This window comes from Endozoicomonas sp. ALC020 (genome assembly GCF_049275935.1).
GTDB lineage: Bacteria > Pseudomonadota > Gammaproteobacteria > Pseudomonadales > Endozoicomonadaceae > Endozoicomonas_A.
Window position 1 is genome coordinate 3,247,647 of the sequence record NZ_CP184830.1, and the last position, 12,354, is coordinate 3,260,000.

Genomic DNA, 12,354 nt, shown 5'->3' on the forward strand with positions numbered 1-12,354 from the left:
TATCATAATTTGCTTGAACACGCGGAATGGAGTCCAGAATGAATAAGGCTACCTTCTCTGTCAGTTTGAATTCAGAACAGGTCCTGCAGTATTACCAAGGCAAGAAAAACCGTGTCCAGGTCAGTACCCGGGAGGGCTTTAGCATGAGCATTCCCTACGATGTCCTTCTCAAGTTTGTCACTCGTGAAGGGGTTCATGGTACTTTCGAAATCTCCTATGGGTCCGATGGCAAACTGGGAGAGCTTCGAAAGATTAGCTGAACCTCCTTTCTGGTTTTGTTTTGATCGGTCCCATCAATGTGCTGACTTTTCTGTGTCAGCACAGACTTCCTTCAAAATATTGGCCAAAGACTTTACGGCAGGGCCAGCATAATCCTGATCGGTATAAATCAGGTATATCTGGTGACGCCGAGAGCCGTGAGGCTGAAGATTTAATGGTTTCAGCATCCCAGAGGCCAGTTCCTGTTCTATGTGAGCGATTGGTAGCCAGGCAAACCCAAGCCCTTCGGAAATCATTCTTACTGATGTGCTGATATGGCTGACGGTCCAGCGTTCTGTCGCTTCCAGCCATCCGGCATCCACTTTCTTGACGCCAGAGTCTCTGATGACAATCTGGCGGTGTTGCTTGAGATCATTGAGGCTCAGGGGTCTGTCTAACTGGTGCAACGGGTGGTCCTTGTGAGCGACAGCCTTGAAAGTCACTTTCATCAAAGGTTCTCCCATAAACCCCTGTGGTACCAGGCCACTGATCACCAGGTCTCCCTGACCAGTAGCCATCATGTCTGTAGTACCTGAAAGTACCGTTTCCACGAGCTCAATATGGGTCTGCTGGCACTCGGAGGCCAGTCTTTTCAGACAGGTTGAGAGCAGCTGGGGCGGAAAGATGACATCAACACCCAGAATGATGCGACCTTCCCAGCCCTGTGACAGGCTGTCAGCCACCTTTTCTATGGCATCAGACTCTTTCAGCAGGGATTGGGAGCGCCTGATCAGCACTTTTCCGGCTTCCGTTAATTCTGCTTTCCTGCCTTTGATGACCAGAACTTCAACATCCAGCTGCTGTTGCAATTTATTTACGGCATAGCTGACGGTGGACTGGCTTTTATGGAGGGCTTCTGCGGCTTGTGCAAAACCGCCATGTTCAACGACCGCATGGAGCATTCGCCATTGTTCAAGGGTGACTTTAGCCATGGTTTACGAACTTATAATCTAATAATTCGATATTTATAAGGGATATTTTGCGCTTTTTATTCGTAAAAATCGATATTAAATTAAGCTTAACCAAGGCAATTTAATGAACCGGAGATTAATATGAGTACTATCCTGCAAATCGATTCCAGTCTGTTTGGCTCAGAAGGACAGTCAGGGCAGTTGGCCAGACAGTTTGTGGAAAAATACACCCAGACCCGGACTGTGGATAAAGTGATCTATCGCGATCTGGGTTCAGAACCAATTCCTCACCTGACAGCAGAAAGCTTTCAGGGTTTCAGCCTGCCAGAAGCAGAGCGTAATGAACATCAGAAGAGCATAGCCAGCCTGTCAGATCGTTTGATCAATGAGTTGAATGAAGCCGATGTGCTGGTAATGGGGCTGCCTCTCTACAACTTCACAATGCCATCAACCCTGAAGACATACTTTGACCATATTGCCCGTGCAGGCATCACTTTCCGCTACACCGAACAGGGACCACAGGGGCTTTTGAAAGGTAAAAAAGCCTATATCCTGGCGGCCAGAGGGGGTGAGTATCAGGGAACACCCATGGATACACAAACGGCACTGATTAAGCACTTCCTTGGCTTTATCGGGATTACTGATGTTGAGTTCATCTATGCAGAAGGACTTGCCAAAGGTGGTGACGCAAGAGAAGTAGCGCTGGGTAAAGCTGCAGAAAGAATTGATCAACTGGTGGCATAAAGTGACGCAAGCAAGAAGTCTGCTGGAACTAGTGTCGGCCCGTCCGGCTTCAGACGGAGCCGGGGTGAAACTCAAGCGAGTGATGGGCTCTGGACAGCATAAGCTTATGGATCCTTTTTTGATGCTGGACGAAATCAGAACTGACGGTTCTGGCGATCTGGGTGCCGGATTTCCGGCTCATCCTCATCGAGGCATCGAGACGGTGTCGTATATGAAATTGGGGGGCTTCAGACATGAAGATCATCTGGGTAATCAGAGGTCTATTGAGTCAGGCGGTGTGCAGTGGATGAAGTCTGGCAAGGGGATTGTTCATTCAGAGATGCCCATTCTTGAAAATAATGAGCTGCATGGTTTCCAGATCTGGCTGAATATGCCCGCTGCCCGGAAAATGAGTGATCCGGAGTATCTTGATATCAGTGAGAATAATTTCCCTGTTCTGTCCTGTGAAGGCTGGTCAGCAAGGTTGCTGGTGGGTGAAGTAGAGCTGGATGGTCGGCAATTATCAGCTCCACTGAAGAGAGAGGCGACCGATGCGCTGTTGTTGGACGTATCGCTGAAACAAGACAGCACTATCAAGCTACCTCTAAGTCACAAAAAACTGATGGTCTATGTCTATGAAGGCGAGGTAAAACTGCAGACGGACACCGATCAACTCATCAGCCAATCAGAATTGGCGGTTTTCGCAGAAGGTGACGAGCTGGTAGTGAGTGCAGAACGTCAGGCTGACTTTCTGATACTGGCCGGTAAACCCTTGAATGAGCCTGTTGTGCAATATGGACCTTTTGTCATGAACAGCCGTGAAGAGGTGATGCAGGCTGTTCGGGAGTATCAGAGTGGGGAGTTTTTGAGTTAGGAGTCTGTTTGCAGGCAGACTCCAGTGGAACATGAGCAATGAAAAAGACCGCGATCAGGCGGCCGCCGTAATAATCAAATACTTTTCCATAAGCTCATCCTGTGACTCGACATTATTCGGGTCTTTGGGGATGCAGTCGACCGGGCAAACCTGCTGGCATTGCGGCTCATCGTAGTGACCAACACATTCGGTGCAGAGGTCAGGGTCTATCTCGTAAATCTCTTCCCCGGGAGAGATCGCACTGTTCGGGCACTCAGGCTCGCAGACATCGCAGTTAATGCAGTCATCAGTAATGATCAGGGACATGATGTAATCTCCAGTTCCGCACGAGTGTTTCAGCTCAAGCCGCCAGGTTCGTGGCGCTCTATCAGCTTTTGACGTGTGGACCAAATTTGTCTTTCAGGGCTTCCTGAACGCAGGGGGAGACAAACTTGTCGATATCTCCACCCAGTGAGGCTATCTCCCGTACCAGCGTAGAAGAAATATAAGAATACTGCTCAGCAGGTGTCAGAAACAGGCTTTCAACACTGGGTGCCAGAATCCGGTTCATGTTGGCCATCTGAAATTCATATTCGAAGTCGGATACGGCTCTCAGACCACGCAGAATCACAGTGGCCTTCTGTTCTTCCAGAAAGTGAGCCAGCAGAGAGCTGAAACCTGTTACCGAAACATTATTAAGGTGAGCTGTCACTTCTTCTGCCAGCTCAACACGTTTGGCCAGATCAAACAGAGGCTTCTTTTTAGGGCTTTCTGCTACCGCTATGACCACGTTATCAAAAATTCTTGCCGCCCGTTCTACCAGGTCCAGATGGCCTTTGGTGATAGGGTCAAAAGTGCCAGGGTAGATTACTTTGCTCATTGAAAATGCATTTCCTGCTGATGTCCCGGGAAGCCTTTGAGTCAGGTTGACCCCGACCTGCCAGGATCAATATTCCGAAAACTCCATGACTTCACAGATGCCTGTAGTGAAAGACTGTGCGTCCTGATCTGCCCGTTTCTACTGAAAATGGTTAAAGCAGAGTTCTTCAATCTAAAGATAACGAAGGCCGAATGGTATCGAAATCAATCGAAGGTGACAAACAACCTGACTAAAAACAGGGTAACTGGATCATAGATAGTTGCTTTCAGAACTTCTTTGAATAAAGATTCCGGACTATCGAATGACAGTCCGGATCCGAATGATCAGGAGCCTGACAGGAATTTGATCATCTTCTTCTTCAGCCAGGTATTATAGGGGGGGAATACAAATCGGACACTGTTGAAACGTCCTTTGCTAAAGACCGATTTTGCCTTGGATAACGCCTGAAAGCCCTCTTTTCCGTGATAATGGCCCATACCGGAAGCACCCACTCCACCAAAAGGTATATCATCGATAGCAACATGGAAAAGGGTTTCATTCAGGCAGACACCTCCTGAGTGGGTGTGAGTCAGAACTTTGTCCTGAGTCTGTTTGTTTTCACCAAAATAATAAAGCGCCAGTGGACGGGGACGGTTATTGACGAACTGAATGGCGTCATCAATGTTGTCGACCTCAATGATGGGCAGCAGTGGACCAAAAATTTCTTCCTGCATGACGCTCATATCTTCCGTAGCATTCAGAATCAGGTGTGGAGGTAAACGACGGGAACCATCGGTTATTTCCTCATTATTTCCCACCCGGATTTCAGCTCCTTTATTTTTGGCATCCTCAATATGGCTGAGCAACCTCTGGTGTTGCCTCTCGTTGATAATGGCAGTGTAATGCTGACTGTCATTCACTGACGGATGCATACTGCTAAATGCCTTCAGGTAGGCTTCTACAAACTCTTCCCTGCGTTGCTTCTTGACCAGAATGTAATCAGGGGCAACGCAGGTTTGTCCGGCGTTCATTGATTTGCCGTAGCAGACACGCTCGGCCACTTCCTGTATCGGGAAGTCGTCGTCGATGATTACCGGGGATTTTCCGCCGAGCTCGAGGGTTACAGGGGTGAGGTTTTTGGCAGCAGCGGTCATTACGTGCCTGCCGACCTGTGTGGAGCCGGTAAAGAGAATATGGTCGAATGGCAGAGCGGTGAATGCGGCTGCCACTTCAGCTTCACCATTGACGACAGTGACCAGGTCAGCAGGAAAGATATCCGCAATCATCTCGGCAAACAGTCTGGAGGTGGCCGGAGTAAACTCGGACATCTTGATCATTGCCCGGTTTCCGGCAGCCAGAGCTGTTGCCAGAGGCCCTATGGCCAGAAAGAGAGGGTAGTTCCAGGGAACAACAATACCGACAACGCCCAGAGGCTGATACACCACTTTTGCCGAAGCCGGCTGCATAGTGATTGATACATGTCGTTTACTGGGCTTCATCCATTTAGCCAGATTCTTGCTGCAGTAATCGATGGTAGAGAGGGATGGCATAAACTCGGCCAACAGAGTCTCGGTTTTGGCACGGCCCTCAAAATCTCTGTTAATGGCATCTACCAGAGCCTTTTGGTGTTTTTTCAAACCTTTTTTCAGTGTTTTAAGCCATTCCCTGCGTTGCTGGAGAGAGGGGTTTGGCTGAGTTCGAAAAGCTTGTTGCTGGGCCTCCAGAGATGATTTCATCCTTGCGATCTGACTGGAAGATGGATCACTGGCGGTGATTTGCTCCGATGAGCCAGTCTCTGTAGGCTGGTCAATTTCACTAAGGCTCATGATACAGGTCTCCTTCAGCCGATCTGGTTTACATGTTTTTTACTAAGAATCTGGCTGGTTAGTGGGTTTTTGATTGTTTAGAGTAATTACTCTAAACTGAAATTTAGCGATTTGCTGACAGGATTTCAAGGGTATTTATGGCAGTTAAAACTCGTGATCGTATTTTGGACAAAGCTCTCGAGCTTTTTAACGACCGGGGCGAAAGGGCGGTAACGACCAACCATATTGCCGCAGACCTGAGGATTTCTCCCGGAAATCTCTATTACCATTTCAGGAATAAAGATGAGATTATCCTCGCACTTTTTCAACGTCTGATAGACAACATTGCCGCCAGTATGGTTATTCCGGAAGACCGTCCGCTGAACTTTCAGGATAAGCGAAGCTATTTGGAATTGGCCCTGGCCGGTATGTGGGAGTTCCGTTTTATCTACCGTGATGTTCATGGGGTTATGAGCAGGAGCAGCGAGCTCCGTTCTGCCTATCAACAGTTTGCAAGGCTCTCTCTGGAGGTACTGGAAAAAATTATTGCAGGGCTTGTGTTGTCAGGCTTTATGGCAGTGCCAAAGCATGAAGTGGAAGCATTGGCGTTGAACCACTTCATGGTGCTCAGCAGTTGGCAGGAGCTGGTCAGTGCGGCGTTTCTTGAAGAAGACGAATTGTTGCCAAAAAAACTATACCGAAGAGCTTTTTATCAGATTTTGCTTATGGACCGGCCTTATGTCAGTGAAGTGGCCAGAGACTCCTTTGCCGAACTGGAAGCAGAGTATTTTGTGCCTATGAGGGGTCTGAATGAATGAGTTGAGAGGCAGCAGAAAAAAAGAAAAAAGGAGCTGATAGACTCAGCTCCTGCAGGAGGCGGATCAGCAGATGCGATCCGCTTTGTAGTAAACGTCAGCCTTGTCGAGACCATTGTCGTAAGCGGTCTGGCCAGTACGCTCAGACTTTCTCAGATTTTCACGGGACTCAACGGTTTCAGCTGGCAGCAGGTGATCGACAGCCGCTTTCTCGCTCAGCAGTTCTTCTTCGGTCTTCTTCATCATGCTTTGACCGTATTCGTTGATCTCCAGGCCCTGAACGATCTGGTAGCTACCGAATTCGCAGATACATGGGAAAGAGTAATAAATGCCTTTGGCTACGCCGTAGCTGCCGTCGGAGATAATTCCCATGCTGACAATTTCGCCATTGCTGCCCAGAGCCCAGTCACGCATGTGGTCCAGGGCGGCCTGCGCGGCAGAGGCAGCGGAAGAGAGACCACGCCATTCAATGATCTCGGCACCACGCTTCTGGATGCGAGGTGTAAAATCTTCTTTGTACCATTTCTCGTCAATCTTGCTGATGGCAGACTCTTCGCCCAGAACAGAAGCGTGATGAACGTCAGGGTACATGGTTGGAGAGTGGTTACCCCAAACGCAAACACCGTCGATGTCAGACGGGTTAACGCCCAGTTTGTTACCCAGGATGCCTTTGGCACGGTTGTGGTCCAGGCGGGTCATAGCGCAGAACTGGGAAGGGTCCAGATTCGGGGCATTGCGGGACAGAATCAGGCAGTTGGTGTTAGCCGGGTTACCTACCACCAGGGCTTTAACGTCGCGATTCGCCACTTCGTTCAGTGCTTTACCCTGCTCGGCGAAGATAACGGCGTTAGCTTCCAGAAGATCGGCACGCTCCATGCCTTTGCTACGTGGACGTGCACCCACCAGCATGGCGTAATGAACACCACGGAATCCATCGAATGGATTATCGTGCAGGCTGATGCCGTGTACCAGTGGGAAAGCGCAGTCTTCAAGTTCCATGGCCACGCCACGCAGCTTGTCCATAGCCTGAGGAATCTCAACCAGCTGCAGAATCACCGGCTGATCCGCGCCCAGCATTTCACCAGCAGCAATTTTAAACAGTAGGGAGTAACTGATGTTACCGGCTGCACCTGTGACTGCGATACGGACGGGTTGTTTCATTTGACCACTCCTTAGAGTTCTCGTCTGAAAAGAGAGTGTTAGAAGAATCTCGGCGGTGTGAAGGTTACCTAGAACGATAGGTTAAGTCCACTACCATGTGACTGATGTTGTTTTCGAATGGTAGGGTTTGTATCGATTGTTCAGCTGCTTTTGGTTTATAGCGAATGGTGGCTGTGATGGTCAGGGTGAGTGGCTCAATTCAGCGACAGAGTCTCTGGCAGAAGCATTGGGATAAAATCTTGATTAAAAGCGACATAAGTCGCTTTTATCAGGGGTGGTGATTTTGAGCTTCGGAGCGTTTTTGAGCATTGAAAACAATCTCTTTCTGTTCATCCTGGTTAGCCCGGCTCCATCGGGCAATTTCTGCCCGGCTTCGAAAACAGCCGGTACAAACCTGATCTTCGTTAAGTGCGCATTGGCGAATGCAGGGAGACTCTACTTTACTCATCATTTTTGTAGCTTAAACTCACTCGACACTTAACAGGTAGTAACTTAGCTGACCAGCGTTTTTGGTTTTCGTAATGGTCCAGTTTGAAGGTACGGGCAGAGGAGATAGTTCTCTTTCTACCTCAATGTAAATAAGGGTGTTGCTGTGAATGTATCCATTTTTATCAAGCAGATGACATGTCTCTTTCAGTAATCCCTGTCTGAATGGAGGGTCCAGAAAGATCAGGTCGAATGTCTTGTCTGCCACTTGCTGTAGCCATATCAGACTGTCGGTGCGAATGACTCTGGCATTTTCTGCCTGAAGGGCTTTCAGATTTTTGCTAAGGAGTGAGGCCGCCTCGGCAGCTGCCTCAAGCAGGGTGGCTTCCCTGGCGCCACGAGAGAGAGACTCAAGGGATAGAGCGCCAGTTCCACTGAAACAATCAAGAACACTGGCACCCGGAACACAGGGCGCCAGCCAGTTAAACAGGGTTTCTCTCACACGATCTGAGGTGGGGCGCAAGCCCGGAAGATCAGCGACAGGCAGCTTGCGGCTGCGCCACTGCCCGCCAATGATTCTTAATTGTCCGCCACCTTTATTATTAAGGCCATGCCTGAAGGCTGCTCTTCGCGCCATTGATCACTCCGGTTGATGGCATTGAGGCAGCGATTGTACATCAGTTGCCGAATGAGATAACCATGGTTTCTGAGGAGATACCCTTACCTTGCTGGAACTATTTTAATTTTAAAAAGCTTCATTCGTTCATGGCTGTAAGATAGGATACACAGTTCCGGAAGGCTGTCAGGCATTTTAATTGCTCTTGATTAGCTTCCTGAGACCCACCTGCTTTAATACGGTGACCCTTTTAATCCATTCTGATGAAGTAGTTTATGTTCGGTTCTCGCAAAAGTGATGAGAAAACGGCGAAGCGACGTTTTTGGCCCTGGGGACGCAAAGAAGAGAAACAGAGCGAGCCTGCCCCGGTTATAGATGAGAGTCCGAAAACTGAGCCGACAGCAGCCCTCCACGAGACAATTGTTCGGGCAGAAGTCGAAAAGGCAATTGTAGAGTCAGCAGAAGAGATCGTTTCTATCGAACCTGTTCAGGCTGAGCCTGTGCATGAGCACCCGCTTGAAGTGGCTGAGGAAGACCCCCGGGAGCAGACATTCCCAACGGCAGAAGCCATAAAAGCTCCGCAAGCTGAAAGTACTGTTACTCCACCTGTGGTTGCAGAAAGGGACGAGCCTCAGGACGAGAAGAAGGGCTTCTTTGCTCGCATGAAGCGCGGTCTTGGCAAGACTCGCAGCGCCTTTGTTGATGGTGTTGCGGAAATCTTTGTTGGTAAAAAAGAAATCGACGAAGATCTGCTGGAAGAGCTGGAAACACAGCTTCTGATATCGGATGTAGGCGTTGAAGCCACGACGGAAATTATCGAGAAACTGACCAAAAAAGTGAAATACCGTGAGCTGGGTGACGCCGACGCGCTGATCTCTGCGATGAAGGTTGAACTTAAGGAAATTCTCAAGCCTGCTGACCAGCCTTTGGTTATTGATGACCAGAAAACGCCCTTTGTTATTCTCGTTGTGGGCGTTAATGGCGTCGGCAAGACGACAACGATCGGTAAAGTAGCACGCAAGCTTCAGTCTGAAGGTCGTAAAGTGATGCTGGCTGCTGGTGATACTTTCCGGGCCGCTGCTGTGGAACAGCTGCAGGTCTGGGGTGAACGAAACGATATCCCCGTGATTGCCCAACATACCGGTGCTGATAGTGCCTCTGTGCTCTATGATGCTTTTGAAGCAGCCAAAGCTCGTGGGGTAGATGTCTTGATTGCCGACACAGCCGGTCGCCTGCACAACAAAGATAACCTGATGGACGAGCTGCGCAAAGTTAAGCGGGTTTTGGGTAAGCTGGATGCTTCAGCTCCCCACGAAGTGCTGCTGGTTCTGGATGCAGGCACAGGGCAGAATGCGCTCAATCAGGCCAAAATATTCCACGAAGCGGTGAACCTGACGGGTATGGCGCTCACCAAGCTTGATGGAACTGCCAAGGGTGGAGTTGTTTTTGCCCTGTCCAAACAGATGCAGCTACCGCTCCGTTTCCTGGGGGTGGGTGAGCAGATAGACGACCTGAGGCCTTTCTCTGCCGATGAGTTTGTAGAAGCTCTGTTCGATCCGGTTGAGCCTTAAACCATGAAAAAAGAGTAGCAGGGAAGTCCTGAATGATACGCTTTGACAATGTCACCAAGCGTTATCCCGGAGGGCATGTGGGGCTGGAACAGACCAGCTTTCATCTGCATCGGGGTGAAATTGCTTTTCTTACTGGCCATTCCGGAGCCGGTAAGAGTACTCTGCTGAAACTCATCATGCTGATGGAGCAACCAACCACCGGTAGCATATGGGTAGGAGGACACGAGACCAGCAAGCTGGGGCATGGCCAGATTCCTTATTTTCGCAGAAATATAGGCCTGGTTTTTCAGGATCATCAGCTGCTCTTTGATCGATCTGTGTTTGATAACGTTGCCTTACCTCTGATCATTGCCGGGTACACTTACCATGAATGTGCGGGGCGGGTCAGGGCTGCCCTGGATATGGTGGGGCTTCTGAAAAAAGAGAAAATGAATCCGGCTCAGCTTTCCGGCGGTCAGCAGCAGCGTGTGGGTTTGGCTCGTGCGGTTGTTAACCGGCCTCCTCTGATACTGGCCGACGAGCCAACCGGTAATCTCGACCCTAATCTGTCCGCTGAAATCATGCAGCTGTTTGAAAACTTTAACCAGGTAGGCGTTACGGTTCTGGTTGCCAGTCATGATCTGGCACTGGTAGCCCGTATGCGCCACCGCATTTTGACTCTGGATCAAGGGCATCTGGTTAACGATCAGGAGGTGCATTAGGCGTGTTTCCAAGAAAAAGTGTCAGAAACGAAGACGGTAGTCGGAAAAAACAGCCCGAGACTGGGACGCCTAAAGACAATGATGCTGAAAGAGGGGCGGCCAGAAAAAAGGCAACAGGCTTCTCAATGGCTTACCTGAAAAGCCTGCACCGACAGGTGGCAGGTGATTCATTAGTTCGTATCTTCAAGACACCTTTTGCTTCCTTTCTGAACTGTCTGATGATTGCGGTGGCTTTTGCGCTACCTGCGATTCTTGTACTTTTGTCCAACAATCTGCAGTTATTGGGTCATGACTGGGAAGGTCAGCCCAGAATTTCTCTCTATCTTGAAAACAAGCTGGGGCGTGACCAGATCAATCGCCTCAGGGTTGAAGCCAGAGATGATCCGGACATTGAGCAGTTCCTTTATATTAGTCCGGATGAAGGGCTGAATGAATTTCAGGAGAGGGCCCAGATGAAAGGGGTTATTGATGCCCTGGGCTTCAATCCTCTGCCGGGGGTTCTGGAGCTTACACCCCGGGAAGGGTTAAATTCTGAGCATCTCAGTGAACTAATGAAAAAATATCAGGTCAAAGAAGGAGTAATGGAAGCTCGGCTGGATCAGGAATGGATTGAGCGACTTCAGTCTATGACGCAATTGTTGGAGCGTTTTACCGTCATACTATCAGTGCTTCTCGGGATTATTGTACTGCTGACGATAGGTAATACTGTACGTCTCAGCGTTGAGAGTCGCAGGGCTGAAATCAAAGTGATCAAGCTGGTGGGTGGAACCGATGGCTTTGTCACATTGCCATTCCTTTACATGGGAGTGTGGTATGGGCTGGGAGGTGCTTTGTTGGCTCTGCTGATTATACTTGCTGTGCTTGCTGGTTTGATGTCAGGAGTTTTGGAGCTCGCTGCATTGTATGGCAGCAGCTTTACGCCGGTAGGGCCTGGCTTTGCGATGTTTTTTTCATTATTGGTCTCGGGTGTTTTTCTGGGAGTGGCAGGTGCAGCAATGAGCTGCTATCGTCATGTACGGACAATAGAAGTGCAGCCTAGGTAGAGGGTTTGGCAAGAATTGGCGAGTTTAGCCTTTTCCTTGTAGTTTTTTTATCGTAAAAGAGCGTAAAGTTGCTCAGGTCAGTAGGCTCGATTTTTGTTATTATTCAATTGAAAGCCAGTCTGTTGTCTTTGTTACGGTATGGGTATTTGGAGTTTGAACTAAGTCGAGTGCTAATTTGGCACTCAACCGGAGTGGATTATGGGAACCAGTATACAGCCAGTTGATATCTTAGTCCCGGGGCAAAATATTGATGCCTACGTTACGGGGGTCAGTGCTATTGCTGTGTTGTCTGCTGAGCAGGAAAAGAGTCTGGCAGAGCGCCTCTACTACAAGAACGATCTGGAAGCTGCCCGTCAGCTGGTTATGTCTCACCTGCGTTTTGTGGTTCATATAGCCAGGAGCTATGGTGGGTACGGACTTCCTCTGGCTGACCTGATCCAGGAAGGGAATGTAGGCTTGATGAAAGCCGTAAAACGGTTCAACCCGGAAGTGGGTGTTCGTCTGGTCTCTTTTGCAGTGCATTGGGTGAAGGCCGAAATCCATGAGTTTATCCTGAAGAACTGGCGTATTGTAAAGGTGGCGACCACCAAGGCACAGCGCAAGTTGTTTTTT

The 12,354-nt window shown here is 49.3% G+C and carries 15 protein-coding genes (1 of these 15 cut by a window edge); 8 read left to right on the forward strand and 7 right to left on the reverse strand.

Annotation, left to right across the window (positions count from 1 at the left end):
• The first annotated feature begins 38 nt into the window (after window positions 1–38).
• Window positions 39–260: a DUF2835 family protein gene (locus tag ACOJUO_RS12205; RefSeq protein WP_317143377.1), complete on the forward strand. Its 222-nt coding sequence runs from the start codon at window positions 39–41 to the stop codon at window positions 258–260.
• 33 nt (window positions 261–293) lie between these two features.
• On the opposite strand, the gene ACOJUO_RS12210 is transcribed toward ACOJUO_RS12205, so the two are convergent.
• A complete protein-coding gene (locus ACOJUO_RS12210) occupies window positions 294–1,190 on the reverse strand; it encodes a LysR family transcriptional regulator (RefSeq protein ID WP_422139917.1) in 897 nt (298 codons plus the stop codon).
• 120 nt (window positions 1,191–1,310) lie between these two features.
• Here ACOJUO_RS12210 and ACOJUO_RS12215 point away from each other — a divergent pair, with 120 nt between their 5' ends.
• Both ACOJUO_RS12215 and ACOJUO_RS12220 read left to right on the forward strand, forming a co-directional pair.
• A complete protein-coding gene (locus ACOJUO_RS12215; protein WP_422136958.1) occupies window positions 1,311–1,913 on the forward strand; it encodes an FMN-dependent NADH-azoreductase in 603 nt (200 codons plus the stop codon).
• 1 nt (window position 1,914) lies between these two features.
• On the forward strand, window positions 1,915–2,766 hold the full coding sequence (locus ACOJUO_RS12220; protein ID WP_422139918.1) for a pirin family protein: 852 nt from the start codon (window positions 1,915–1,917) through the stop codon (window positions 2,764–2,766).
• A gap of 54 nt (window positions 2,767–2,820) precedes the next feature.
• Here the strand turns inward: ACOJUO_RS12220 and ACOJUO_RS12225 are convergent, their stop codons facing one another.
• From ACOJUO_RS12225 to ACOJUO_RS12235, 3 genes are all read right to left on the reverse strand, one after another.
• Complete coding sequence (locus tag ACOJUO_RS12225) at window positions 2,821–3,072, reverse strand: YfhL family 4Fe-4S dicluster ferredoxin (protein ID WP_317143373.1); 252 nt, start codon at window positions 3,070–3,072, stop codon at window positions 2,821–2,823.
• Between the two features lie 61 nt (window positions 3,073–3,133).
• Window positions 3,134–3,625, reverse strand: a complete 492-nt coding sequence (gene coaD / locus ACOJUO_RS12230; RefSeq protein ID WP_422136960.1) for a pantetheine-phosphate adenylyltransferase — start codon at window positions 3,623–3,625, stop codon at window positions 3,134–3,136.
• Window positions 3,626–3,948: 323 nt separating this feature from the next.
• On the reverse strand, window positions 3,949–5,430 hold the full coding sequence (locus tag ACOJUO_RS12235; RefSeq protein WP_422139919.1) for a coniferyl aldehyde dehydrogenase: 1,482 nt from the start codon (window positions 5,428–5,430) through the stop codon (window positions 3,949–3,951).
• A 137-nt stretch (window positions 5,431–5,567) separates the two neighbouring features.
• Here ACOJUO_RS12235 and ACOJUO_RS12240 point away from each other — a divergent pair, with 137 nt between their 5' ends.
• Window positions 5,568–6,227: a TetR/AcrR family transcriptional regulator gene (locus ACOJUO_RS12240; protein ID WP_422136962.1), complete on the forward strand. Its 660-nt coding sequence runs from the start codon at window positions 5,568–5,570 to the stop codon at window positions 6,225–6,227.
• A gap of 63 nt (window positions 6,228–6,290) precedes the next feature.
• Here ACOJUO_RS12240 and ACOJUO_RS12245 read toward each other — a convergent pair whose 3' ends face one another.
• The 3 genes from ACOJUO_RS12245 to rsmD all read right to left on the reverse strand — a co-directional run bounded on the left by ACOJUO_RS12245 (window position 6,291) and on the right by rsmD (window position 8,448).
• The gene (locus ACOJUO_RS12245; RefSeq protein ID WP_422139920.1) at window positions 6,291–7,385 is read right to left on the reverse strand and encodes a malate dehydrogenase; all 1,095 of its coding nucleotides are present in this window, start codon (window positions 7,383–7,385) and stop codon (window positions 6,291–6,293) included.
• A 268-nt stretch (window positions 7,386–7,653) separates the two neighbouring features.
• Entirely contained in the window at window positions 7,654–7,836 is a 183-nt protein-coding gene (locus ACOJUO_RS12250; RefSeq protein ID WP_422136964.1) for a DUF1289 domain-containing protein, read from the reverse strand.
• A gap of 15 nt (window positions 7,837–7,851) precedes the next feature.
• Entirely contained in the window at window positions 7,852–8,448 is a 597-nt protein-coding gene (rsmD, locus tag ACOJUO_RS12255; RefSeq protein WP_422139921.1) for a 16S rRNA (guanine(966)-N(2))-methyltransferase RsmD, read from the reverse strand.
• A gap of 254 nt (window positions 8,449–8,702) precedes the next feature.
• On the opposite strand from rsmD, the gene ftsY reads away from it, so the two are divergent.
• The 4 genes from ftsY to rpoH all read left to right on the forward strand — a co-directional run.
• Complete coding sequence (gene ftsY / locus ACOJUO_RS12260; protein ID WP_422136966.1) at window positions 8,703–9,998, forward strand: signal recognition particle-docking protein FtsY; 1,296 nt, start codon at window positions 8,703–8,705, stop codon at window positions 9,996–9,998.
• A gap of 32 nt (window positions 9,999–10,030) precedes the next feature.
• Entirely contained in the window at window positions 10,031–10,699 is a 669-nt protein-coding gene (ftsE, locus tag ACOJUO_RS12265) for a cell division ATP-binding protein FtsE (RefSeq protein ID WP_422139922.1), read from the forward strand.
• A 2-nt stretch (window positions 10,700–10,701) separates the two neighbouring features.
• The gene (gene ftsX / locus ACOJUO_RS12270) at window positions 10,702–11,742 is read left to right on the forward strand and encodes a permease-like cell division protein FtsX (protein ID WP_422136968.1); all 1,041 of its coding nucleotides are present in this window, start codon (window positions 10,702–10,704) and stop codon (window positions 11,740–11,742) included.
• Window positions 11,743–11,940: 198 nt separating this feature from the next.
• Window positions 11,941–12,354 carry the start of an RNA polymerase sigma factor RpoH gene (gene rpoH, locus ACOJUO_RS12275; RefSeq protein ID WP_422139923.1) on the forward strand. Its footprint extends 453 nt past the window's final position, so only the first 414 of its 867 coding nucleotides appear in the window; the start codon lies at window positions 11,941–11,943; its stop codon lies beyond the right edge, outside the window.

Bases quoted from the DNA above. Each gene is read 5' to 3' on its own strand.
- ACOJUO_RS12205 (WP_317143377.1), top strand. From the start codon at position 39: ATGAATAAGGCTACCTTCTCTGTCAGTTTGAATTCAGAACAGGTCCTG.
- ACOJUO_RS12210 (WP_422139917.1), bottom strand. From the start codon at position 1,190: ATGGCTAAAGTCACCCTTGAACAATGGCGAATGCTCCATGCGGTCGTT.
- ACOJUO_RS12215 (WP_422136958.1), top strand. From the start codon at position 1,311: ATGAGTACTATCCTGCAAATCGATTCCAGTCTGTTTGGCTCAGAAGGA.
- ACOJUO_RS12225 (WP_317143373.1), bottom strand. From the start codon at position 3,072: ATGTCCCTGATCATTACTGATGACTGCATTAACTGCGATGTCTGCGAG.
- coaD (WP_422136960.1), bottom strand. From the start codon at position 3,625: ATGAGCAAAGTAATCTACCCTGGCACTTTTGACCCTATCACCAAAGGC.
- ACOJUO_RS12235 (WP_422139919.1), bottom strand. From the start codon at position 5,430: ATGAGCCTTAGTGAAATTGACCAGCCTACAGAGACTGGCTCATCGGAG.
- ACOJUO_RS12240 (WP_422136962.1), top strand. From the start codon at position 5,568: ATGGCAGTTAAAACTCGTGATCGTATTTTGGACAAAGCTCTCGAGCTT.
- ACOJUO_RS12245 (WP_422139920.1), bottom strand. From the start codon at position 7,385: ATGAAACAACCCGTCCGTATCGCAGTCACAGGTGCAGCCGGTAACATC.
- ACOJUO_RS12250 (WP_422136964.1), bottom strand. From the start codon at position 7,836: ATGATGAGTAAAGTAGAGTCTCCCTGCATTCGCCAATGCGCACTTAAC.
- rsmD (WP_422139921.1), bottom strand. From the start codon at position 8,448: ATGGCGCGAAGAGCAGCCTTCAGGCATGGCCTTAATAATAAAGGTGGC.
- ftsY (WP_422136966.1), top strand. From the start codon at position 8,703: ATGTTCGGTTCTCGCAAAAGTGATGAGAAAACGGCGAAGCGACGTTTT.
- ftsE (WP_422139922.1), top strand. From the start codon at position 10,031: ATGATACGCTTTGACAATGTCACCAAGCGTTATCCCGGAGGGCATGTG.